24 protein-coding genes are annotated in these 23,077 nt (G+C 31.2%); 7 read left to right on the forward strand and 17 right to left on the reverse strand.

Annotated features, from left to right (window positions below; genetic code table 11):
* Positions 1–253 (forward strand): transposase (locus RH915_RS07740; protein WP_310479082.1); only part of this gene is annotated, 253 nt, incomplete at its 5' end.
* A 410-nt stretch (positions 254–663) separates the two neighbouring features.
* On the opposite strand, the gene RH915_RS07745 is transcribed toward RH915_RS07740, so the two are convergent.
* The 5 genes from RH915_RS07745 to RH915_RS07765 all read right to left on the reverse strand — a co-directional run bounded on the left by RH915_RS07745 (position 664) and on the right by RH915_RS07765 (position 7,744).
* A complete protein-coding gene (locus tag RH915_RS07745) occupies positions 664–1,314 on the reverse strand; it encodes a single-stranded DNA-binding protein (RefSeq protein WP_310479084.1) in 651 nt (216 codons plus the stop codon).
* A gap of 177 nt (positions 1,315–1,491) precedes the next feature.
* Positions 1,492–3,024: a Mur ligase family protein gene (locus RH915_RS07750; RefSeq protein WP_310479085.1), complete on the reverse strand. Its 1,533-nt coding sequence runs from the start codon at positions 3,022–3,024 to the stop codon at positions 1,492–1,494.
* Positions 3,025–3,116: 92 nt separating this feature from the next.
* Positions 3,117–3,884 (reverse strand): polysaccharide deacetylase family protein, encoded by a 768-nt coding sequence (locus RH915_RS07755; RefSeq protein WP_310479086.1) that lies wholly within the window; start codon positions 3,882–3,884, stop codon positions 3,117–3,119.
* 289 nt (positions 3,885–4,173) lie between these two features.
* Entirely contained in the window at positions 4,174–4,893 is a 720-nt protein-coding gene (locus RH915_RS11515) for a response regulator (protein WP_331618356.1), read from the reverse strand.
* Between the two features lie 28 nt (positions 4,894–4,921).
* Positions 4,922–7,744: a 7TM diverse intracellular signaling domain-containing protein gene (locus RH915_RS07765; RefSeq protein ID WP_310479088.1), complete on the reverse strand. Its 2,823-nt coding sequence runs from the start codon at positions 7,742–7,744 to the stop codon at positions 4,922–4,924.
* 276 nt (positions 7,745–8,020) lie between these two features.
* On the opposite strand from RH915_RS07765, the gene RH915_RS07770 reads away from it, so the two are divergent.
* Positions 8,021–8,995, forward strand: coding sequence for a Na/Pi cotransporter family protein (locus tag RH915_RS07770; RefSeq protein WP_310479089.1), 975 nt, complete (start codon positions 8,021–8,023; stop codon positions 8,993–8,995).
* Here RH915_RS07770 and RH915_RS07775 read toward each other — a convergent pair.
* The gene (locus RH915_RS07775; protein WP_310479091.1) at positions 8,982–10,067 is read right to left on the reverse strand and encodes a polysaccharide deacetylase family protein; all 1,086 of its coding nucleotides are present in this window, start codon (positions 10,065–10,067) and stop codon (positions 8,982–8,984) included. The two genes, RH915_RS07770 and RH915_RS07775, sit on opposite strands and share 14 nt — an antisense overlap.
* Positions 10,068–10,166: 99 nt before the next feature.
* Here RH915_RS07775 and RH915_RS07780 point away from each other — a divergent pair, with 99 nt between their 5' ends.
* Positions 10,167–10,352 (forward strand): hypothetical protein, encoded by a 186-nt coding sequence (locus RH915_RS07780; protein ID WP_310479092.1) that lies wholly within the window; start codon positions 10,167–10,169, stop codon positions 10,350–10,352.
* Positions 10,353–10,359: 7 nt separating this feature from the next.
* Here RH915_RS07780 and RH915_RS07785 read toward each other — a convergent pair whose 3' ends face one another.
* Positions 10,360–11,049: a 4Fe-4S dicluster domain-containing protein gene (locus RH915_RS07785; protein WP_310479093.1), complete on the reverse strand. Its 690-nt coding sequence runs from the start codon at positions 11,047–11,049 to the stop codon at positions 10,360–10,362.
* 181 nt (positions 11,050–11,230) lie between these two features.
* On the opposite strand from RH915_RS07785, the gene RH915_RS07790 reads away from it, so the two are divergent.
* The gene (locus tag RH915_RS07790) at positions 11,231–11,434 is read left to right on the forward strand and encodes an alpha/beta-type small acid-soluble spore protein (protein ID WP_310479094.1); all 204 of its coding nucleotides are present in this window, start codon (positions 11,231–11,233) and stop codon (positions 11,432–11,434) included.
* Positions 11,435–11,645: 211 nt separating this feature from the next.
* Positions 11,646–12,182: a DUF4364 family protein gene (locus tag RH915_RS07795; RefSeq protein WP_310479095.1), complete on the forward strand. Its 537-nt coding sequence runs from the start codon at positions 11,646–11,648 to the stop codon at positions 12,180–12,182.
* An 8-nt stretch (positions 12,183–12,190) separates the two neighbouring features.
* On the opposite strand, the gene RH915_RS07800 is transcribed toward RH915_RS07795, so the two are convergent.
* The 6 genes from RH915_RS07800 to RH915_RS07825 form a co-directional block, all read right to left on the reverse strand.
* Complete coding sequence (locus RH915_RS07800) at positions 12,191–13,495, reverse strand: bifunctional folylpolyglutamate synthase/dihydrofolate synthase (protein ID WP_310479096.1); 1,305 nt, start codon at positions 13,493–13,495, stop codon at positions 12,191–12,193.
* Between the two features lie 68 nt (positions 13,496–13,563).
* Entirely contained in the window at positions 13,564–16,212 is a 2,649-nt protein-coding gene (locus RH915_RS07805) for a valine--tRNA ligase (RefSeq protein WP_310479098.1), read from the reverse strand.
* A gap of 31 nt (positions 16,213–16,243) precedes the next feature.
* A complete protein-coding gene (locus RH915_RS07810) occupies positions 16,244–16,774 on the reverse strand; it encodes a CDP-alcohol phosphatidyltransferase family protein (RefSeq protein WP_310479099.1) in 531 nt (176 codons plus the stop codon).
* A gap of 101 nt (positions 16,775–16,875) precedes the next feature.
* Positions 16,876–17,205 (reverse strand): hypothetical protein, encoded by a 330-nt coding sequence (locus tag RH915_RS07815; RefSeq protein WP_310479100.1) that lies wholly within the window; start codon positions 17,203–17,205, stop codon positions 16,876–16,878.
* Between the two features lie 227 nt (positions 17,206–17,432).
* Positions 17,433–17,909, reverse strand: a complete 477-nt coding sequence (locus RH915_RS07820; protein WP_310479101.1) for a hypothetical protein — start codon at positions 17,907–17,909, stop codon at positions 17,433–17,435.
* Entirely contained in the window at positions 17,906–18,229 is a 324-nt protein-coding gene (locus RH915_RS07825) for a hypothetical protein (RefSeq protein WP_310479103.1), read from the reverse strand. Before RH915_RS07825 ends, RH915_RS07820 begins: the two co-directional genes overlap by 4 nt.
* A gap of 174 nt (positions 18,230–18,403) precedes the next feature.
* Between RH915_RS07825 and RH915_RS07830 the strand changes: the two genes are divergently transcribed.
* Positions 18,404–19,411, forward strand: a complete 1,008-nt coding sequence (locus RH915_RS07830; protein ID WP_310479105.1) for an ABC transporter substrate-binding protein — start codon at positions 18,404–18,406, stop codon at positions 19,409–19,411.
* Between the two features lie 445 nt (positions 19,412–19,856).
* Here RH915_RS07830 and RH915_RS07835 read toward each other — a convergent pair whose 3' ends face one another.
* The 4 genes from RH915_RS07835 to RH915_RS07850 all read right to left on the reverse strand — a co-directional run bounded on the left by RH915_RS07835 (position 19,857) and on the right by RH915_RS07850 (position 21,996).
* Positions 19,857–20,183 carry a hypothetical protein gene (locus RH915_RS07835; protein ID WP_310479106.1) on the reverse strand — a complete coding sequence of 109 codons (327 nt, stop codon included), beginning with the start codon at positions 20,181–20,183 and terminating at the stop codon, positions 19,857–19,859.
* Between the two features lie 370 nt (positions 20,184–20,553).
* A complete protein-coding gene (locus tag RH915_RS07840) occupies positions 20,554–20,985 on the reverse strand; it encodes a hypothetical protein (protein ID WP_310479107.1) in 432 nt (143 codons plus the stop codon).
* Between the two features lie 406 nt (positions 20,986–21,391).
* Entirely contained in the window at positions 21,392–21,700 is a 309-nt protein-coding gene (locus RH915_RS07845) for a hypothetical protein (RefSeq protein ID WP_310479108.1), read from the reverse strand.
* A 77-nt stretch (positions 21,701–21,777) separates the two neighbouring features.
* Entirely contained in the window at positions 21,778–21,996 is a 219-nt protein-coding gene (locus tag RH915_RS07850) for a hypothetical protein (RefSeq protein WP_310479109.1), read from the reverse strand.
* A gap of 431 nt (positions 21,997–22,427) precedes the next feature.
* On the opposite strand from RH915_RS07850, the gene RH915_RS07855 reads away from it, so the two are divergent.
* Positions 22,428–22,736 carry a hypothetical protein gene (locus RH915_RS07855; RefSeq protein WP_310479110.1) on the forward strand — a complete coding sequence of 103 codons (309 nt, stop codon included), beginning with the start codon at positions 22,428–22,430 and terminating at the stop codon, positions 22,734–22,736.
* Positions 22,737–23,077 lie beyond the last annotated feature (341 nt).

Here is a 23,077-nt window from a genome sequence, read left to right on the forward strand (position 1 = left end):
GAAACTTAATTACAAAGAGAATCCAAGACTGCATGGTTATCCTTTAAGATCTTCAAATGAATGGAAAAAACAATATGATAAAAGAACATCTGTTGAAAGATGTAACAGTAGACTTAAAGAATACCTTAATTTAAACAATATTAGATCCAAGGGTATTAAAAAGGCTAAAATACATGCATTACTTAACTGTATAGCTTTAGTAGCAGGAACTATTGCAGTAAACTTAAGTAAGTCGTTAAATATTGCAGCTTAATAAGCACAAGAATTAAGATAAAATCGTAAGGAGGACTTTGCATACTTTGTAAAACTTAAACGATTATTTTAAATTTCACTTTTAGTGAGGTTAGTTTAACATACTTTCTTTTTCTATGTTTTACAAATTTAATTATGCAATTTCCTCATATGTATAGATTTCTACAGATAGTTTTTTTTTCCTTTTTATTGGTTAAATTTTCTATATTTATTTTTAATTACTATATTATATCATTCAACGACGTTAAGATGCCTTAGACACACTTAGGTTTATATTCATCGATTTTCTCAAAATAAAAAAATGGCTAACGCCACTTTAATATGAATTCCTTTGGTTCTCAACGTCTCCTTTTTTATACAGTAGAAAAGTAGTATTACTTAAACAATAGTAATACTACTTTTTGATGTTACTTAAACTATTTCTTCGACGTTTTCTTTTTCTACTTTCTCCATTTTTGAAATTGAAACCTCATATGCTACTTTATCTATAACTCTACCATCATTTAGTTTCTTTTGATATTGTCTACTTTGAATACGACCCCAAGTTTTAACTTGATCTCCTACATTTAGTTTTGATGAAAATCTTGCATTTCTTCCCCACGCTATACAAGGAATATAATCAGACTTATTGTAAGGCCTATTTACTGCCACTAGAAGATCAGTAATTTCCCTTCCAAAAGGTGTTTCTCTATACACTGGTTCTTTACATATAAAACCCTCCAGCTCTATTTGGTTTGGATTCTTATATGAGCCCATATCATCAATCTTTTCAATTTCCCTCACAAATACCGTTAATATTAGTCTGTTATTTCCATCCATAAACTTATTGTACGATCTTAGTTGCCCTTCAATTTTGACTAAATCACCAGGGATTAAGTCCATATCAACAAGCAATCGATCTGATATTGTCAGTGGAAGCGTGTCTGTTATATCACTGAGTCTAGGAACCTCGATATGATAAGTATAAAATCCTTCCCCATAAATTTCGTGACTAAAAGTTTTTTCTCCCACTACTTTACCTACTACCGAAACAACATTTGTATCAATTACATGATCTACCATAAAGCTTAACTCCCCCTTATACTCTTATGTTTTTTTATAATACTATTTTCTTAAAATTCTCTAAGCATAGTTTCACTTAGAGTTATAAAATAGTACAATCTTTAAAAATATTATTCAGAAGTTAAGCTAAATATTCCTTATATTAAATTAAATCTTAGAGAAATTATATTATTAAATTTAATGATGTAATTCTCTCAAGTAATTTGAGTTGCCACGCATTAAGTTTTCATGGTTATTTAAATCGAAATTAGTTTTATTTATATAATCCTCAACTAACATTAACGCTAATTTAGCACCCATGTTCATCCCTTGGGCACCAAGTAATAAAAGCATATCTCCTTTTTTCATATAACTAATGGTTTTTTTTATGGCATCGAATAACCTATCCTCATATTGAAATATAATTTGTCCATTTTTCAATGTAGAAAAAAATGCATCTCTCTCCTCTTCGGTTACATAATCATTACCAGAAACACAATCTCGACTTGAAGTAAGAAATACATTTTTTACATTTAATATTTTTGCCCAGTTCTGTATTACAGAAGCAATTTCATCATTTACTTTTTTCCCTCTATTACCTCTTATTGCATTTACAATATGTAAATTGCAAAAACTCATATTTTGTATTGTCTGAAAAACTGCTTCATAACTTAAAGGATTATGGCAAAAATCATCAATTATGCAAATGTCCTTCTGATATACTATTTCCATTCTTCTGGGTACACTCTGAATCTCTTTTAAAGATTTACTTATTTTAGAAATAGGGATATCTAACAATAAACAAGTCGTGATTGCAGGAAGCGCGTTATACATGTTATGTCTTCCTAATAAATTAAGACTAATAGGAAACTCAAAGGGCTCTAATTCTGCACCTGTTAAAGTTGTTAGCCCCCTTTGCAAACAATATGTAAAAGACACATTGAAATCTATATCTAAACTTGAAGCAGTAATTGTTGATCTTTGATTTAGTCCATAGGTCAAAACAATTATATCGTTATTTTTATCCAATAGTTTTAGTCCATGCTCATCATCTAAGTTAATTAATGCAATTTTTCCAGTAGATAAGGAGTCGAAAAGTTTCTTTTTACTAGCAATATAGTTTTCCATAGTTTTATGAAAATCAAGATGATCCCTACCTATATTTGTATGAATAGCTATATCAAAATCTATCCCAAAAACTCGGTAACTCTCTAATGCATGAGATGAAACTTCCATAACAACCACTTGTACGTCTTCTTTTTCCATTAAAGATAGATAGTGAAATATTTGTTCTTGATCAGGTGTCGTTAAGTTAGTTTTATACGTTTTATCGTTAATTTTTACATATAATGTACCAATTAATCCCACTGATACGCCAGCATCTTTAAGGATTTTATAGATTAAATGACTAGTAGTTGTTTTTCCATTAGTTCCAGTTACACCAATTACTTTTAATTTTTCTGATGGGAAGTTATAAAATTCATTGCATAGTTGAGCAAGTTTTTTTCTAGTGTTTGAAACTTTTTTTACCTTGATATTTTTTTTATCTAAGGCATCTTCATCAATATTATGGGAATCCGTAAAAATAATTGAGGCTCCATTCTTTACAGCCTCTTTAATAAATAGATTCCCATCTGACTTTTCCCCTCTAACCGCTACAAAGGCATCTCCTTTTTTTACTTTTCGAGAATCACAAGTGACACCATTTATTCCAATGCCGTCAATTATCATTTACTCATCTCCTTATCTAAGTAATCATATATGCCTATATTTAATATGGTTTAATTAGTTTAGACAAGGCTTCATAAATTATGTAATTTTTATTAATTCAGTTTCTTTTGTCTTCCAGCATGATCAATTGTATAATTTTCCTTATATATTAAATCTGAAATAGGCACAATTTCAAATCCTTTACTTTGTAGTTGCTCCAATACCAAAGGTAAAAATTCTGCTACATATTTTGCATTATTGTGAAACAAAATAATTGATCCATTTTTTGCATTGTTGGAAACTCTATCAACAACAGGTTTCACTCCCATTTCTTTCCAATCTAGTGAGTCTATATCCCACTGTATTGTATAATAACCGATCTCTTTAGCTGTATCTATTAATAAATTATTATAATCACCAAAAGGTGGTCTAAATACAGTAGGCTGATAGCCTATAATTTCATCTATTTTATTGCCTGTTTCTTGTAGTTCTTTTATAATTTGTTCTCTAGTTAATCTTGACATATGAGGATGAGTTGTTGAGTGATTGCCTACCTCATGTCCTCGCTCATGAATTTTTTGAACCATATCAGGATACTTATCGACCCAAAATCCTACTAGAAAAAAAGTCGTTTTAACATTATATTTATCTAAAGTATCTAATATTTGATCTGTATACTCATCACCCCAAGCAGCATCAAAGCTAATAGCCACTTTTTTTTCCGCTGTATCCACACTATAAATAGGTAACTTTCTATCACTAGAAAACACCCCTGCTACACTGTCTGTAAAGCCAGTAGCATAAACCCCTAGTCCAATTAAAACAATAATAACGCCTATTAAAATATAGATCATTTTTCTTGGAATAACATATAATCGCATACTCATCCTCCTAAAACTACTTTATACAAATGTATTCCTATTTTCATACAAATATTAATGATTTACTTTAAACTAATGAACTTTTCAAATAAAAAAAGTGGCTTACGCCACTTTCCCTAATAAACCTAGGGTTTACTTCGACAACTCAAAGCTGTCTGAGCACCTTCCTTAGAACGGCATGGGATTTCTCCTACAACCCCTATTTTTTATATAGTAGAAAAGTAAAACTTTCCTATTATATAAAAAAACTTTCACTATTTAAAGTGAAAGTTTGGATTCAATATTAAGTTTATACTGTCAATTCTAGAAAAAATGCTTTTATTTCACTATTATTTGTATTAATTTCTACAGTTGCACCTACGTTTTTTAAGTTTACAATTAAGTCCTGTAATTGAGTTAATATATTTATATCAATGGTATTCGCATCATCGTAAAAGTAAAACTGAATCTTTAAAGATGCCTCAAACATAATTGTTGCTATTTTTGAATTTAATTCTACAAAGCTAGTATGGTTTATATTGCTATAAATACTGACTTTATACATATGTTCTATTTTATCATATTCCCAATTAAATAAATTATCAAGAATTTTATTAGTTGGTTGTTTAAAAGATTTTCGATCTACTTCTCCTTTTGATATTCTACTAGTCATTTGAAGCGTTTTATTAATGACCTGATCTATCGTGTTTACATCTATAGGCTTTATAATATAATTTAGTGCTCCTGCTTGTACTGCCTGGAGTACAAAGGTTTTTTGTGACATTGCACTTACCATCATTATTTTCGCGTCTGGATTGTCACTTATAATTCTTTTAACAGCTTCTATTCCCCCCATGCCAGGCATAGTAATGTCCATTGTTACCAAATCTGGCCTTAGTTCTTTATATAAAGTTATCGCCTGTTCTCCACTTTTAGCCTCACCTACAACTTGGTGGTTAATTCTTTCTATAATATTCTTTAAATTTTTTCTCATCGCCAGTGAATCATCAACAATTAATATTCTAGCCATGTAATTCCCCCTTTCACTTAACTATTTACTATACTTCTATTATTGGTAATAAAATTAAAAAGCAAGTTCCCTTACCAGCTTCATAAGTTACTTTTATATTACCCCCTAAAATATCTATCTGCTTTTTTAGTGCTGCCAATCCAACCCCTTTTCCAGATATGCCACTATCTTTATCTAGCGTTGAAAAACCATCTTTAAATATTATATCAATCAGCTGATTTTCTGTTATGTCCTGTCCCTTTTTAATTATTTCTAGGTCTAATGCTTTTTCCTTTAATTTAGAAATATCTATTCCTCTACCATCATCTCTTAATACTATTTCAATCATTTTGTTTTCCAATTGACTAATTACGCACTGAATTTTTCCTACTTCCTCTTTTTCATGCTCTATTCGTTCCTCCGCTGTCTCTATCCCATGATCAATCATATTATTGAATATGTGTACTAAGGACTTTAGAAAACCATCATAAATGTCTGGATTAATCTCTACCTTGTTATTTTCAACAATTTTAAACTTAATTCGTTTATTATATTTTTTTGCAGTAGATTCTACGTATCTTTTATATGGTTTAACCAACTCTTTTAAAGACTTATAGGATAGTTTTAACACTTGTCTTAGGATTTTATCTTTTTCACTGTTTGGAATTTGTAATGCTATAATTTTTTCTTCAAACTTTTTAATCTGCTTCTCACTCACCATTATTTGATTCTCACTATTTGAAAGAATATCTTCTCCTAAATAATATTTTGCAGTATTTATATCTTCATCTACCCAACTTTTAATAACGTCAAGACTTAATTTTTTTATCTGCATGTCAAATATCTTAATGATGGTGTCATTATAATCTTCTGAGTATCTATTTAAGAAACCTTTTATCATGATTTCAATATCATTTAGCTTTTCAGATACTTTTATTAATCCCATTTGAGCAAATGTGCCTTTAAAAGTATGTATCTCTCTTAGCAATGATATAGCTTTATTTTGAGTGTGATCCATGTAATTATCATCAAGTACACTTTGCCATAATTTATAGAACTTTTTTAACGACTTTTTAATATGTGTTTTATTATTTGTAATTTGTATGACCGAAGTTAAACGATTTCTTTCTTTTGTAATTTCACTTTCTAACTCTTTTTTATCTGTTATATCTGTAAGAATCACCATTATTTTTAGATCTCGATCCTCAATGACTTTATATTCTGCTAATATATTTTTATTGTTAATATAAAAATCCTTAGGCAGTAAAGATACAAAAACATCTCTTTTAAAGCTACTTTCCTCTTTTATAATCTTTTCTACTAAACTTTCAAAAAACTGTTTTTCATCCTTATCTAACTTAAATACATCGGTTATAATATTTTTGTCTATTTCTGAATCAAAAATTTCTAAACATTTCTCACTATATTCATCTCCAATTATTAAGTCCTCTTTAAATGTTAAAAACCCTTGATCAGAGTGGTTCAATAAACTTTGTATTGCTGTATTTCTTTCCCTTAGATCTTCTGTTCTTGCATCTACTTCATCCTCAAGTGATTTATTGTACGCTTCAAGTTCTTCTCTTTTCACGCTAAGTTCCCCTGACAAGAGCTCTACTTGTGTAAATGCATTATTAAATTTAGATGCTAAAACCACAGCATTTAGAAATACAAAAGTAAGAAGTCCCAAAGGCATGAAGTAGTCCCTACTCATGAATAGATCTGCTAACATTGTTAGAAACATAAAAAGTATACCAAATATTATTAAATTCGCACCATGGCATTTCTTAACATAGGCTTTTATTACTACGTTAATCATATAAATTCCGAAAAGTATCTGAACATACATATATAGTCTTTCAAAGAAAAGTACAACTATATAGTCGTTACTGAGTATAATAATCAAAGTTGTTAAAATAGCAAACACTGAAACAAATAATTGATTTATTTTTCTATTGATCACATTCGCATACAGGGTGCTAAAGAAATGCAAAAGCACAATGAAAGTCAGGGTTAAAATAAGGGTTCTTATTTGCATCTCTAACTTATATGGAATTTCTATTATGCCACTTATTAACTTTTCTCCAAAAAAAACTGTTCGTAAAGCAATTAAAAAGCTAAACAAGGCATAGTATAATGTTGATTTTTCCTTTCTTCTGAATACATAAAGCATTAGATGGTATACGCCCATGATTAAAAAACTTCCTAAAAGAATTAAGTATTTAGTTAAACTTTTTACGGTTTCAGCGTTAATATTTTCTGATGTTCCTAGCATAATATTTGGTCGGGACGATCTCTCTATGTACTCAAAATCTGATACCTGTATAAGTATTTCAAATTCATTGCTTTCTGGTTGAAAATAGACTGTTTGGGGTTCTACCTCAGGGTCAGTGCTACTTTTATTTGTACCTACCCTTCCTACTGATAGCATTTGTTCATTATCTATCCAAAGATTATATGCGGAGCGCACATCCATGATTTTTAATCCAAGCATACTTTCATTCTCTTTTAATTGTATCCTTAATCGATAAGTGCCATATCCAAACTGTGGTAACTTAGCACCATCAACGTTATATTCATGCCACCCTCTAGAAATGCTAAAGTATCCTTCCGGATTTAACAAACTCGTATTTTGAAAGTCACTAGGACTTAAAAGTTTTTGCCAATAAAATTCCCAACCCTCATTTAGTTCTACAAGGCCGTGCTCTTCAGCATGCCAATCAGATAAATCCAACACCCCTAAGTCACGCTTGGATGGGACATAACTTTGTCTATTAAACATTATAGCTACAGTAATATATAGAACACATATACATAGCACGATCAATATAATATTAAGTTGTTTCGACTTTATCTTCTGATAGGTTAACTCCATAAATTACTGTGCTCCTTTACTAAAAAACATACTAACTAATATGAAGGTATTTATTCTCTTTTTTTCTCTAAACTCCTTCAAAATAATACCATTTTTTTAGATTTTAACTACAGTAGTGAAAAATAAGTATAAGAATCATTGCAATTCTAATACAATATATGCTTTTAACCATATTGTAAATTTCTAATAATATTACTATGTTTTTATTTAAACCTATATTTTAATTAGGTATTAACTTTTATTTTTAACGTATACATTTAACGAGGTGATGGAAGCATGCTGATCAGTTATACAATCAACCTAATCGTTGGAATCTGTCTTTTTTTAATTGGTATATATTTTTTAACATCTGGCATGCATCAAATTGTTTCTAAAACTGCTAAAGTCTGGTTAATAAAATTTAACATTAACCCACTATTTGGGGTAATCATCGGAATTATTGTTACTGCACTGCTTCAATCTAGTAGTGGTACAACTGTCATTTTAATTAGTCTTGTTGAGTCTAAAGTTTTATCCTTAAAACAAGCTACCCCCATTATTATGGGGGCAAATATCGGCACTACCGTTACAGGTCAACTAACTGCTTTTAGCCTAGGAAATTATGTTGTTATTATATTTATCGCTGCTTGCCTATTTGGTTTAGTCTTTAGAAAAAAATATACAGCCTTTAGCATTACTTTTTTTGGATTTTCTCTAGTTTTCTTAGGTCTTGACTTTTTAACAAAAGGTTTTTTTTATTTACAGGATTTAAACATACTAAATACCATTTTTTTGTCACTAGAAAACAACCCTGTATCAGGATTACTGAGTGGTTTTTTATTGACTGCTGTTATACAAAGCAGTGGTACAGCAGTAGCTATTCTTCAGTCCTTAGGAGCTAATAATATTATTTCTGTTACCAGTGCTATTGTAGTACTTTTTGGTCTTAACATAGGTACCTGCGTTACAACAATTATTGCATCCATACCTCTAAGTCGAACTGGTAAAAGAGCTGCATTAATCCACCTATTATTTAACATTTTGGGAACAGTACTGTGTTTCCCTTTAATTCATTTACTTGTGAAAATTACAACTCATATAGCACCTTATGATATTCCAAGACAAATAGCCCATGCTCACAGTCTTTTTAATATTATAAGTACATTTTTACTACTTCCTTTTATACCTTTTTTTATATGGTTTTCATACTTAGTTATTAAAGACAAAAAACGACCATTAAATGGTCGCCTTAAGATTATTAATAGGTTTTAACTTGCAAATTTAAATTTTTTCTAATATTCTCTTCATAGCCTTCAGGTACAGTAATTTGATCTGGATTACCATCACTAACAAAGGGTATTCTACCGCCATGTTCTAATATATTTAACCAATCATACATCCCTACACCATCAACCTTTGTTTCGCTGGCTCTTACTCTACGGATTCTTGTTGGATCAAATTTATCATGATACGGAGAATGGTAGGGGTCCCAACCGACCTCTAAAATGGCACTATTATGATACGTATTACCTTGGTATTCTCCTTCCACTAAGAACTCTCTTAATTCTTTACTTCTTGGTTTTGATCCAAAAGGAAGGGCTAAGGTATTGACTTCATAATCCGGTAAATAATTATTAACTAGGTTATTTAATCTTCCTATTTCTTCTTGTATTTCATCTGCTGTGGCATTTGTGAAATTGATATGATTATAAGTATGGTTCCCTATATCCATTCCATGATCAACAATAAAGTTCAGTTTGTATTCAACCAGTTCTTCTTGACCAAAGGGTACGCCACCATTAATAAAGAATGTTGCTTCCAGGGGAAAATCAGGATTTTTTTCATGAAAATCTAATAATATTCCGACTGCGCTATCCGGGTCTATTTCCCATTCGTCATTATCCGTTTCAATCATGTTAAAATTATTCCTTGGACCGTCATCAAAGGTTAATACTACCGGTTTAAAGCCTGCCTCAGTATTAATGTTACCTGTTACATAATCCTCTAAGCTAATAGGCCTATACCCTTTATCATATAAGGTTTGTAAATCTCTTCTAAAATTGTCTGGCGTACGGGTCCACTCCGCTTCAGGCTCGGCAATGTGATGATACATAAGCACCATAATTTCACCAGCTTCATTAGGCTTTACTACTGATAAATCAATAGGTTCCGTTTTTCCTAACTCAATTTCTTCTTCTTTGTCCACAGTATCTTTTTCTTGCAAATCATTTTCAATTTCTTCTATATTTTCAGATGAGACGTTCTTTTCATTTGTTGTGCTTTGACAACCGGTTAGTACTACTAGTAAAGACAATACTATTAAAATGATAAATTTTCTATTCAAAATTGCACCTCCAAAAACTTCTCTTCTTTTAAAACAAATTGTAAAAATTCCCGTAATTAAGTTTTGATTCTTTCGCCATAATAGTACTGAGGTGATTTTATGTCTATAAGGAAGAGTCAATGGACAAATGTTAATGGACACCGAGTGGAATTAAGTTCGAAGACATATAAATATGACAATCGACACTTTCACAGAGAGATCAAATCTCAATTGTCCCAACTAGAGGTTCATGACGCCGGTTATAGAAAAAATATAAAAACACCTATGGATAACAAACTTACTTAGAGTAGGGTTACTTCCCTACTCTAAGTCCTTTTGGACATACTTTTATACATATACCACATACAGATCCTCTGCCTATATGTTTATAGTGATTACTCATATACGCGCTACAGGCCTTTGGATCTAGTATTTCTTCACGGGGAATGCTCGGTGTCCATGATGTACCTTTTAAAGCTATGGCAGGACAAGACTTAACGCATAGGTTGCAATTACAACAAGAATCTTGTTCAATGGGCTCATTATATTCAAAGTTCATATTCGTTAAAATGGTTCCGAGCCTGACTCTTGGTCCAAATTCTTTTGTTACTAAACAATTGTTTTTACCTATCCAACCAATACCCGCTCTTGTCGCCGCAGTACGATGGGGAAATAAACCTTTATATTTCCAGCCGTCTTTGTTTATAGACTGGGAAGCTGGTACTGCAACGGCCAGATAACCTAATTGCTGTAATTTCATCATGATTTTTAAAGAAATCTGATCAATATAAGCATTGACTGTTCTATAATGATGAAAATATGTGTGTGTTGGTCCTTCACTCGGATCAATATCCTCCACAATTTGTTCCGATAACTGAATCGCAAAAGAAATACCACTATTTAAATGTTTATAATTTTCTGGCACTAAATTTTCTAAATTACAATATCCTACTTTTGAAACACCTAAATCTAAAATCATTTTTGTTAGTTGTTCTTGATTCATTTTTAATTCCCCCTAATATACTATATTATATCAAAATAATGCAATAACCGTAGTAATTTAAGCTGGTATTTTTATTTAAATCATACAAAACATACTATTCATATAAAGTAAATAATCGGTCAAAATAATACTACAACATCGAAAGATGATGTTGTAAAAAATTCAAGGGAGGAAGACAATTATGCCATCAAGAAATAGAGTTGTTGTACCAGAAGCGAGACAAGCTTTAAATCAAATGAAAACTGAAATTGCTAATGAATTAGGTCTTTCTAACTATGAGCAAATCGATAAAGGAACTTTAACATCTCGTCAAAATGGTTATGTAGGTGGATACATGACTAAAAGATTAGTTGAAATGGCTGAAAGAAATATGAGTGGTAAATAATTAAATAAATATTAAAAATACACAATAAAAAAGGAGGCGCTTTAGCAAAAGCTTGGCGTCTCCTTTTTTTATTTGTTTCATTCACAATTTATTCTAATAAGTAGCATCCTACAAATTCTTAAATATTAAATATATAAAATATTTTAGAGATTCTTCATATAAAAAGTATGATATAATATATAATTATTGAGAAGTTAAGGAAGGTGTTTTAATGTTTGTCAACACATCAGAACAATTAGCAGAAAATAAACTTGTGCTTTTATATATACTAAATGAAATTAACATGCCTGTAACGAATGGTCAAATAACAGAATTTATTCTTGAAAACGACTTTATGAATTATTTTATGTTACAACAATATATAAGTGAGTTAAAGGAAGTAGGATTTGTTGAAGTAACTGAAAAAGATCAACTAGAATATATTACATTAACGAAAAAAGGGATAAATACCCTTGATTTCTTTATTAATCGTATTCCAAAGAATACGATTAATGCAATTAATGAATTAGTAAAAAGCAAAAAAATAGAAATCATTCAAAGTGCCCAAATTACAGCTGATTATAAAAAATTAGATAATAATGAGTGTTTGGTTCATTTAGCTGTTATCGAAAAAGATATGCCCATTATGGAGCTAACGTTGAATGTCCCAAATGTAAATCAGGCCAAAGAAATCTGTAGCAATTGGAAAAATCACTCAGAAGATATTTATAGCAATATTATTCACTTACTTATTAAAAAAAGTGATTAACCAAATGGTTAATCACTTTTTTTAATGCAATGACGAACTTCATTAATCATGTATAAAGAGCCTACAAATAAAATGACATCTCTTTCTGGCGTTATTTCATAAGCTTGTTGCACTGCGCTTTCAATCGACTTTGTTGTTTTAATATCGATTTTCTCATCTATAAGTTTTATCTTTTTCCCTAAAGCATTAGCCTCTAAGGCTCTTGGGTTCTGTGGTGTTGTCACAATAACACGCTTACTGAAAGGAACAACAAAATTTAGCACCCCATCAACATCTTTGTCACCAAGCATACCGATGACTAAAGTTATATCCCTACCACTCAGTAGTTTATTTATATTCTCATTCAATCTTTTCGCAGCATGTACATTGTGTGCACCATCAATGATTGTCAGTGGCTTATCCTTTATAATCTCGAATCTTCCAGCCCAATTTGTTTCTTTTAAACCATCATAAATATGCCTATCTTCAATAACAACATTTCTTTTAGTTCTTAAAATTTCTATTGCCATTAAGGCAAGACCGGCGTTTTCAATTTGATGATCACCTATTAATTTAATCTCTAAAGAACTAAATAATTTATCAAAGATTTTCACATCAAAACCTTGTGTAGATAAATGACTAAAATTAATCTTTAAATCTCGCAAATCTTGTATGTAAAGTTTACTATTTTCCTTTAAGCATTCTTCCTTTATAACCTGAAGTGCGCCAGAAAGTTGTGGTGCACTAACAACAAATCCATTTTGTTTTACTATGCCTGCTTTTGCATGGGCAATTTCTTCTATACTGTCTCCTAAGTAATCCATATGATCAAAAGCAATAGGTGTTATCACAGATAAAAGCGGATTTTCCACAACATTAGTTGCATCTAATCTCCCACCTAAGCCAACTTCTAAAACGAGATAGTCCACTTCTTTTTCATAAAAATATTGAAAAGCAATGGCTGTTACAATTTCAAACTCTGTAGGGTGATCAAAACCCTCTTCAACTAGTTCTGTAATCTGCCCTCTCACTTTATTGGTCAAATTAACTAAGTTTTTATCCGATATTGATTCTCCATTTATTTTGATACGTCCGTTAAACCCTTCGATACTCGGAGATGTATATAAGCCAACCTTATATCCAGCAGTCTCTAAAATATTACTAATAAATGCACAGGATGAGCCCTTACCATTTGTTCCAGCAACATGAATTACAGATAATTTTTTTTCAGGATTATCTAATTTTTTTAGCAATCGATGCATATTGTCTAACCCTAGCTTACTTCCAAACTTAGCTGTTTTTTTTATATAATCCATAGCTTCATTATAATTCATTACTTTTCTCCATTTCTTTTATAAAAACCAGTTAGTCACTTTACATGACTAACTGGCTTTGATTTGAATTATTTCTTTAAGGCTTGTAATCTTTCTAATACAACGTCTAGCATTTGCTGATACTTAACCTGCTTTTCTTTTTCAACTTGTACTAAGTGTTCAGGCGCTTTAGCTAAAAAACCTTGATTCGATAATTTTCCTACAACCCGTTTAATTTCCCCTTCGAGCTTTGCTTGCTCTTTTTCTAGTCTTTGAATTTCTTTTTCAAAGTCAATTAACTCATCTAGGGGTAAAAATAGTTCCGCTCCATTAATGACAGTGGAAACTGCATCAGCAGGTATTTGTTCTTTATCAGTCGTAAACTCAATTTCCGTTACACTACCTAGGGCAACAAAATATTTTTTCCCTTCAAGAATTGTTGCTTTTGCTTGATCGTTTCCTGGTAAAACAATTAATTTAGCCTTTTTAGAAGGTGCAACATTCATTTCTGCCCTTACATTTCTTAGGTTTTTAATTGCTTCCATGATTAATTCCATTTTTTCTTCTGCTTCTTTATTTACTTGGTTTTCTTTATAAACTGGCCACTGTGCAACAATTGCACTACCCTCGAATACGGGTATGTTTTGCCATATCTCTTCTGTAATAAACGGCATGAATGGATGTAATAGTTTTAATATGTTATTTAGAACATAACTTAAGGTATACTGTGCTGCTTGCTTTTCCTTTACATTTTCGCCCCATAGTCTTGATTTCGTCAGTTCTATATACCAGTCACAATATTCACTCCAAATAAAGTCATATACTTTTTGTGCTGCTAACCCTAACTCAAACTTATCCATATTATCTGTAACTTCTTTTGCCACGGTATTTAATCTAGAAAGTATCCATTGATCCGCTGTATTTAAATCGTCTTTTATATCTTCATAAGCAATTTTTTCTTCATCCAGATTCATTAAAACAAATCGTGTTGCATTCCACAATTTATTAGCAAAGTTTCTACTTGCCTCTAGTTTTTCCATGTGGAACCTTATATCATTTCCTGGGGAATTACCTGTTACAAGGGTAAACCTTAAAGCATCTGCTCCATACTTCTCAATAACTTCAAGAGGATCCACGCCGTTTCCTAAAGATTTACTCATTTTTCTTCCGTCAGAATCCCTTACTAATCCATGAATAAATACATGTTTAAAAGGTACTTCATCCATAAACTCAAGGCCTGAGAAAGCCATCCTTACAACCCAGAAAAATATAATATCATACCCCGTAACTAATACATCTGTTGGATAGAAATACGCTAAATCCTTTGTTTTTTCAGGCCAACCTAATGTTGAAAAAGGCCATAAAGCAGAACTAAACCATGTATCTAGAACATCTTCATCTTGTTTTAACTTGTCACTACCACATTTATCGCAAGCATGTGGTTTTTCTTTTGAAACCATAAGGGCTTGGCAATCTTGACAGTAGTAAGCTGGAATTCGGTGTCCCCACCATAATTGTCTAGATATACACCAATCTCTAATATTTTCTAACCAATGTAAATATATTTTAGAAAAACGTTCAGGAACAAACTTTATTTTTTCATTTTTTACAGCTTCAATAGCAGGTTTAGCTAATGGCTCCATATTAACAAACCACTGATCAGAAGTTAAAGGCTCAACAACTGTATCACATCTATAGCACTGTCCTACATTATGTTGATGTTCTTTAATTTTAGCTAAATATCCCGCTTCTTTTAATTCATTGACAATTTGTTTTCTTGCTTCATATCTATTTAAACCCTCAAATTTGCCACCATTTTTATTTATCGTTGCATCATCATTCATAACAACAATTTGTGGCAGACTATGTCTTAGTCCAATTTCAAAGTCATTTGGGTCGTGGGCCGGTGTAATTTTTAACGCTCCGGTTCCAAATTCAGGATCTACATAGTCATCTGCTATAATTGGTATCTCTCTATTAATTAAAGGTACAATCGCTTTTTTCCCTATTAAATGATTATATCTCTCATCATTTGGATTAACAGCAACTGCTGTATCCCCTAGCATTGTTTCAGGTCTTGTTGTTGCAATTTCAATTGTTTCATCGCTATCTACCACTGGGTAGTTAACATGCCAAAAATGTCCACCTTTTTCTTCATGCTCAACCTCGGCATCAGATAAAGAAGTTTTACAGTCAGGACACCAGTTTATAATACGGTTCCCTCTATAAATTAATCCTTTTTCATATAGATTAATAAAAACTTCTGTTACTGCTTCGCTTAATCCTTCATCCATTGTAAAACGTTCTCGGTCCCAGTCACAAGAGTTACCTAACTTTTTCATTTGCTCTACGATCTTACGACCATATTCGTCACGCCACTGCCAAGCTTTTTCTAAAAAACCCTCTCGTCCTAGATCTAATTTAGATAGCCCTTCTTCTTCTCTTACCTTTTCTACAACTTTTACTTCTGTTGCTATACTAGCATGGTCGGTTCCTGGCTGCCACAGGGTTTCAAACCCTTGCATCCTTTTCCAACGAATTAATATGTCTTGTAATGTATGGTCTAAAGCATGTCCAATATGTAATTGTCCTGTAATATTTGGCGGAGGCAGCACAATAGAATAAGGTGTCTTATCTGGATTAACTTCTGCCTTAAAATAATCCTTTTCCATCCAGTGATTATATATTCGACTTTCAAACTCGTTTGGATCATAATTTTTAGGTAAATTTGTATTCATTTATTTTTCCTCCTTAGTTTAAAACCATCTACTAGCTTGCTTTATACTTCTTCATTTCATTCACACCCACTAATAAATACCTAGTAAAAGCATATAAAGTTAACAGTACCGTCATTAAAATTAGATATTTGCCATAAGGGAATCCAAAAACGATGGATAATATAGCGATATAGAAAATAATTGTTGCAGCCTTTCCGTACTTATCAGCAGGAATAACTATTTTTCCACCTTTAGTATATAAAATAATACCACCAAAAATCATTAATAGTTCTTTTAACCCTAAAATAATAATGACCCATATAGGGATCAGTTGCTTTACTGTTAAACCGAAGAGTACCGCTAATTGCATCAATTTATCTGCTAATGGGTCCATAGCTTGTCCCCATTTAGTAATCAGATTGTATTTCCGAGCTATGTATCCGTCAAGAAGATCCGTAATACCTGCAATTATAAAAATATATGCAGATAACCTTAAATTGTTTGGGTGTGATGAAAATAAAACAACGATAAAAATCGGGACTAACCCGAATCGTATAGAGGTCAATATATTAGGTACATTCATGGCACACCTCTTTCATCACGTCTTAAATTTTAAAATCAAAAAAACTTACTAACTATATATTTTACCATAAGAATATTTTTTTTCCTATACTTTATAGTAAATTACTGGCTATGGACTAGTTTTATGGAGTAGCGTCTGTCTAAATATTCTACTAAAGCCTTGATCATTTTCTCATAATTTCCATTGTAAACATCCCACTTACGCTTATAATTTGCATAAATTAATCTTTTTGTGTAGTTAGACATAGGTACATCTTTATATATACATAGTCTAGATACTCTACCAAGCCCCGTATTTAAGTTAAATGGATTAATCCCAAACTCAACTTCCTCTTTATGCACTAATGCAAACCAACTTAGATCGTCTATTTGCCCGTTAATATACCCATATCTACTGTTTTTAGTAGCGTGCAACTGAATTTTACAACCCATTTTCATCCCTCCAATTAACTATATCTCCATTTTATGCCAGACATTTTAGGACTATACTTATTAATTGAAGGAATTTATTTTTCATTAAATTTAATTTATAGAAAGTAGTGTTTAACTGTTATATACAAAAAAAATAAGACCGCTTGATCTTATTTTTTATATCTTAATCTCGTTTTTGTCTTTTTATTATAAAACGGTATGCTGTAATACCCCTAGTAGGACCTTTACTATTTACTCCAATATTGCTCTGTCTCAAAAATATTCCCATTTTCTGCTGTTACCATAACATACTTTAATTGTTCCTCGGATTCAATAGTAAAATAGTAAGCCCTTGTTGTCCTTAGCTGACTAAAAAAACTTCCCGTTACTGGCACTGTGTTTATGTCTTTTTCTACTATTGTAGAAGTATTGTATTCCTCTGTTACCAATAATTTTGCTTCATTATAAGTGTACTGTGGCGTCCATAAAAAAAGTAATACAGGAATTATTATATATAAAGAAAGCATAGCTTTTATTTTTTTCTGTGACACACTCTCCCGTTTTAATTTTGAAGTATAAACTATGGGTATCAATAATAATAAGGTAATCCAAGGCGACATTACTATAATGCCTTCATAAAATTTTATATTTGTATAAATAATGGTAAGTACACCTATTAAAGATAAACATAAAAATAATATTAAATACTTATTTATTTTTTTCATTTCTCCTCCTTCTTAAACATATAATCTTCCCTTAACCATTCCCTAAGCTTTCCTTTTGGGTAGTATACATTTCCATTTATTGTTGTATGAGGGATATTAGGATATTCCTTAATTAAAGATTTTGCATCTTCTTTTGAAATACCAATAAAGTAGTGCACGTCACTTTCTTTAATTAACTCATGGTCATCATCGTCATCCTCTAATGCATCAAAAATACTATCAGAATTCTGAAAATTTTTAAGTCCATCTCCTATTAAGTACCCTGCAATCACAATAGCAAGGGGCAATAGTATAAATTCAATCTCTTGAAAAAATTCCATGTGTTATTTCCTCCGTTTTAAGTTATATGTAATATTTTGTATGTTTTAATGACAATTTTACCATTAACATCCTCTGTATACAACACTGTATTGCTAAATACAGTTGAATAGCACACATTTTCTTAACTTTGAATAATATATATAGATGCATTATAAAAAAATGGAGGGATTTATATGAAGCATTTTAAATTCATTAGTGTGCTGGTTTTACTATTAGTTATAACCTCTTTAACCTTAGGTGCTTGTAGTACGCAAAGTGATTTGACTAAACTACGAGTGATGGAAGTAACCCATTCTGTTTTCTATGCACCCCAATACATTGCAATTAGTCAAGGTTTCTTTGAAGAAGAAGGTTTAGAAATTGAACTGATCGATGGGCAAGGTGCAGATAAAACAATGGCTGCTCTTTTAAGTGGTCAGGTAGAAATTGGTTTTATGGGACCTGAAGCTTCAGTTTATGTTTATAATCAAGGACATGAAAATCATGCGGTTAACTTTGCTCAACTTACTCAAAGAGACGGTTCCTTTATAGTCGGAAGAGAACCCAACCCTAACTTTAGCCTTGAAGATCTCCGTGGAAAAGAGATTCTTGGTGGTCGTAGAGGCGGTATGCCTAATATGACTTTAGAATATGTACTTAAAAATAATGATTTAATACCAGGGCAAGATTTAAATGTTCGTACCGATATTCAATTCGGTGTTATGGCTGGCGCCTTTACTGGTGGGGAAGGAGATTATACCACTCTATTTGAACCAACAGCATCTGCCCTTGAAAAAGAAGGTCGTGGATACGTAGTAGCATCTGTAGGTGAAGAAAGTGGATATATTCCTTATACTGCATACTCCGCTCAAAAGAGATATATAGAAGAAAATCCAGAAGTTATCCAAGGATTTACTAATGCTATTTATAAAGGTATGCTTTGGGTTGAGGAACATTCTGCAGAAGAAGTTGCTGAAGCTTTACTACCTTTCTTTACGGATGCAGATTTCGATATTTTAGTTACGGTAGTTGAAAGATATAGAGATATCGGTGCATGGGCACCTAATCCTATTTTAGGTGAGGAAGGTTTAGATCGACTGCAGGATATAATGACTGAAGCTGGAGAGTTAGATCAGCGTGTGCCTTATGATAAAATCGTTAATACAGAATTTGCTGAAAATGCTATGGATAACATTGAATAAATTGTAGAAAAAATGGCGTGTTATACACAACACGCCATTTTTTTGTTAGTTCAGGAAATTGCCCCTGGGAAACTTAGTAATTTTCTAAGAAAATATTTTTTAGTTCGTGAATAAGGATTAATGTACTAAAAATCAATAATATTAAAATCAAAATGAGCATTAATCATATTTTTCTCCTATCTTTATACAATAAGGTCCCAGGGGAACGCCTGCTTTTATTTTGCCTTGTCCATTTTTCCTAATATTACAAGTAGTAGCATCGTATATATCGTGAAAAAAGCGAAAGTTAACGCACATAAGGTACTATTATTAAATAACACTTTTCGCTAGCCAACTTTTTTTAAAAAGCAAGCCTGTAAGTTTTCTATTTTTCTCAACTTGAGTGTGAGACTTTTGAAGATATAATTAGAAAGTATTTCAAGCCTGGCCCGTTTATATGCTGAGTCTAAAATACAGGTAATACATGGACTAGAATAAAGTATATAAAGTATCCTATACCTAGGCCAAGAATTCCCAGCAAAATAGTTTTTACCCATAGCGGTGTCTCTTTGCTTTTTAAAACTTTGGATACATTTCCTTCTTCTGGATTGCAGCGTTTTTTAAATGAGCTCATCAGAAGGAATACTCCTAGAAGAACCCCTATCCCTAGAGTCATTCCTAGTGCGTTATTATCCGTGCTCTCTGCTATTCTTAAAAGTCCACCACCAAAAACTGTAAGAATAAATAAGTACAATAATCCTTGTTTTAGCTTTACTTTGTCAATTTCGTTCATTTTTTCCTCCTGCGATTATAGTGCTTTTACAAAATGTTGTGCTAAAGTAAACACTCCAAATGATCGATGTTGAAAAATAATTTCTCACTTCAATATCTTTATTGTTACTGATTAAAGATTACTGCTCTATCATTCTACTTCTACATTTTTTTCCATTTGCCTTTACTAATTATATAATTTTTTATTTAATCAAAAACTTAAAAGTGACCCCAAATAAATAGTAAATTTAAGGATCACTTTAGAGATGTTAGTTATAGTAAATTGCGTTTATAATTTTAACTTTTTTATTTAATACTCAAATGATACGCTTGTAAATTTTTAACTTGTTTATTCGTTGTTTTATTAAAGAAGACAACCCTTTTAGGGTTGCCTACTTGTCTTTAGCTTGCTTTAATATAAAAATATCCTTTTGTGTTTCTACTTCTCTAAGCATTAAAAATTTCATATTGTCCTTTAAATCGCCTAACCCTTGCTTTATATCCGTTTTAAACTCTGTTAAATCAGCCGTCTGCCTTTCTATGGTATCTAATCTTTTAGTTAATCCATTCTCCATGCTGTCTAGTCTTTCATTGAATTGATTCTCCACACTGTCTAGTCTTTCATTGAATTGATCCCCCATACTACCTAGTCTTTCATTGAATTGATTCCCCATACTACCTAGTCTTACATTGAATTGATTCTCCACACTGTCTAGTCTTACATTGAATTGATTCTCCATGCTATCTAGTCTTTCATCAACGCTATCCAGACGCTTGTTTGTCTTTTCTAATTCTCCTAATATTTGCTTTAATATTTCTTCCATGTAGCCACCTCCACCGATTATTTTAATATTTTAATTATATCACGTTATCGTTGGAAATTCTAACGTTAAATTTATCATGCTTAATGTATTATTAAACACATAATTGAGACTAGATTATAACCTTGTATAATTACTCGTTTAGTTAGATGCTTTTTATTTTATCTAATGAAATGTGAAACATATCTTGTATATAAAAACTTTAAGAAAATTAGTTTTATATTAGTAACTACTGGCAGCTTCAATAAATTAATACTACTATAAGGACAATTACTATTTTAGTGTATAAAGGTCACAGTCCCCTTTGTTTGCATTTGTTCAGAAATGGTCGAATAAGAAAACAGGTCAATTGCAGGGTAATTAACTACATTGCAATCGATCCATTCTTTATCAAAACATTATGCTGAGTCTAAAATACAGGCAATACATGGACTAGAATAAAGTATATAAAGTATCCTATTCCTAGGCCAAAAATTCCCAGCAAAATAATTTTTACCCATATGGGTGTATCTTTACTTTTTAAAACCTTGGATACATATCCTTCTTCTGGATTGCAGCGTTTTTTAAATGAGCTCATCAAAAGGAATACTCCTAAAAGAACCCCTATCCCTAAAGTATCCGTGCTCTCTGCTATTCTTAAAAGCCCACCACCAAAAACTATGAGAATAAATAAATACAATAATCCTTGTTTTAGCTTTACTTTGTCAATTTCGTTCATTTTTTCCTCCTCCAACGTACCGTGGTCATCCTAAAAAGACCCCACTCCCCCTATTTTTTCTCAACTTTGGCATAAGACTATTGGTGAGATAATTTGCAATTATGCTTTGCTCTCCAAAATTGTATAACCAACCAAGAAAGAAAATATAGAACACCTAATATAATGAACAGCCTTAATACTTCTTCATTGGAACGGTTCTCACTTGCAATTTCATATCCTATCATCCCATAGTAAGATGCTGCTATTATAACAGATAGATCTACTAATTTATTGTTTTTTCTTAACTCTCTATACATAAGAAAAGCCACAAGAATTAAAGGAATTAAGCAAAAGCAATATCCATTATATAATTAGTAAAGAAAAATGAAAAAAAATGTAAAAATAGAATGATAGAGCAGTACTCTTTAATCACCACGATAGTATTATATATAATTGATAAAGTAAGCTAAATAAAAATAGTATTAGAAATAATGAAAAAGGATGGTAAAAATGACAACTATAATGCTTTTTTAGGTTTTGCTTTCTGGGTCTGATCAATTTATAAATAAAGCTTGTTTTTTAAGGGATACTTTGTCTTTTGTATATTAAAGCTTTATTGAATTCAAATTTTGAGGTGTTTTTTTTAAATTTTATATTCAGTTTATTAAAGGAATGTGTTGCTTATTTCTAGAATTAAATAGTAGTATTTAATATATGTATTTAAATAATGTTATTGGAGGTTGTACAAATGCTATCTATTATTCAAATAACTATAATTGGTCTTTTTTCTTATATTTTATGGTCTATATTATTTGGTGCATTAAATCAAAGTGTATTGCAATTATTTGTTCCAATTCAAAAGAAGACGAATAAACTTAAAGGAAAAACACTATACCGTATATTGCCTTTTATTATATTTTTAACAATTATGGTTTCCTTAGACGTTGGTTATCAGTTTGGTGATTTTGTGTTTGGATTAATAATAGGATGCTTTCTGGCACTAAATGATGCAATTTTTGATGAACTAATGACTGGTAAATTAAATGCTAAAAAATAAGTACATTTAACACAGAATTTGCTGGAAATGCTATGGATAACATTGAATAAATATAAATTGCAGAAAAATAGCGTGTTATACACAACACGCTATTTTTTTTGTTAGCTACGACATTTAAATTACCAGTATAAAGTATAAAATCTTCTTATTAACCAATACAATAGAAATATTAATGCTGGTAAATAGCCTATTAAAAAGTCTAATACTCTAGGGACTTTGACATCTGGCAAAACAATTCGACTTATAATCCTAAGTAACAACATACGTTAATGCTTGTATTACCTCCCCTATAAACCTTAAATCTACTTCTTTCAATCCTCTATATCACTTTTCTATAGACA

It is taken from the genome of Serpentinicella sp. ANB-PHB4, assembly GCF_031432315.1.
Lineage (GTDB): Bacteria > Bacillota > Clostridia > Peptostreptococcales > Natronincolaceae > Serpentinicella.

Bases quoted from the DNA above. Each gene is read 5' to 3' on its own strand.
- RH915_RS07855 (WP_310479110.1), top strand. From the start codon at position 22,428: ATGCTATCTATTATTCAAATAACTATAATTGGTCTTTTTTCTTATATT.
- RH915_RS07780 (WP_310479092.1), top strand. From the start codon at position 10,167: ATGTCTATAAGGAAGAGTCAATGGACAAATGTTAATGGACACCGAGTG.
- RH915_RS07840 (WP_310479107.1), bottom strand. From the start codon at position 20,985: ATGGAAGAAATATTAAAGCAAATATTAGGAGAATTAGAAAAGACAAAC.
- RH915_RS07755 (WP_310479086.1), bottom strand. From the start codon at position 3,884: ATGCGATTATATGTTATTCCAAGAAAAATGATCTATATTTTAATAGGC.
- RH915_RS07825 (WP_310479103.1), bottom strand. From the start codon at position 18,229: ATGGAATTTTTTCAAGAGATTGAATTTATACTATTGCCCCTTGCTATT.
- RH915_RS11515 (WP_331618356.1), bottom strand. From the start codon at position 4,893: ATGGCTAGAATATTAATTGTTGATGATTCACTGGCGATGAGAAAAAAT.
- RH915_RS07800 (WP_310479096.1), bottom strand. From the start codon at position 13,495: ATGAATTATAATGAAGCTATGGATTATATAAAAAAAACAGCTAAGTTT.
- RH915_RS07765 (WP_310479088.1), bottom strand. From the start codon at position 7,744: ATGGAGTTAACCTATCAGAAGATAAAGTCGAAACAACTTAATATTATA.
- RH915_RS07770 (WP_310479089.1), top strand. From the start codon at position 8,021: ATGCTGATCAGTTATACAATCAACCTAATCGTTGGAATCTGTCTTTTT.
- RH915_RS07845 (WP_310479108.1), bottom strand. From the start codon at position 21,700: ATGAACGAAATTGACAAAGTAAAGCTAAAACAAGGATTATTGTATTTA.
- RH915_RS07750 (WP_310479085.1), bottom strand. From the start codon at position 3,024: ATGATAATTGACGGCATTGGAATAAATGGTGTCACTTGTGATTCTCGA.
- RH915_RS07820 (WP_310479101.1), bottom strand. From the start codon at position 17,909: ATGAAAAAAATAAATAAGTATTTAATATTATTTTTATGTTTATCTTTA.
- RH915_RS07835 (WP_310479106.1), bottom strand. From the start codon at position 20,183: ATGAACGAAATTGACAAAGTAAAGCTAAAACAAGGATTATTGTACTTA.
- RH915_RS07805 (WP_310479098.1), bottom strand. From the start codon at position 16,212: ATGAATACAAATTTACCTAAAAATTATGATCCAAACGAGTTTGAAAGT.
- RH915_RS07745 (WP_310479084.1), bottom strand. From the start codon at position 1,314: ATGGTAGATCATGTAATTGATACAAATGTTGTTTCGGTAGTAGGTAAA.
- RH915_RS07850 (WP_310479109.1), bottom strand. From the start codon at position 21,996: ATGTATAGAGAGTTAAGAAAAAACAATAAATTAGTAGATCTATCTGTT.
- RH915_RS07785 (WP_310479093.1), bottom strand. From the start codon at position 11,049: ATGAATCAAGAACAACTAACAAAAATGATTTTAGATTTAGGTGTTTCA.
- RH915_RS07790 (WP_310479094.1), top strand. From the start codon at position 11,231: ATGCCATCAAGAAATAGAGTTGTTGTACCAGAAGCGAGACAAGCTTTA.
- RH915_RS07815 (WP_310479100.1), bottom strand. From the start codon at position 17,205: ATGGGTTGTAAAATTCAGTTGCACGCTACTAAAAACAGTAGATATGGG.
- RH915_RS07810 (WP_310479099.1), bottom strand. From the start codon at position 16,774: ATGAATGTACCTAATATATTGACCTCTATACGATTCGGGTTAGTCCCG.
- RH915_RS07830 (WP_310479105.1), top strand. From the start codon at position 18,404: ATGAAGCATTTTAAATTCATTAGTGTGCTGGTTTTACTATTAGTTATA.
- RH915_RS07795 (WP_310479095.1), top strand. From the start codon at position 11,646: ATGTTTGTCAACACATCAGAACAATTAGCAGAAAATAAACTTGTGCTT.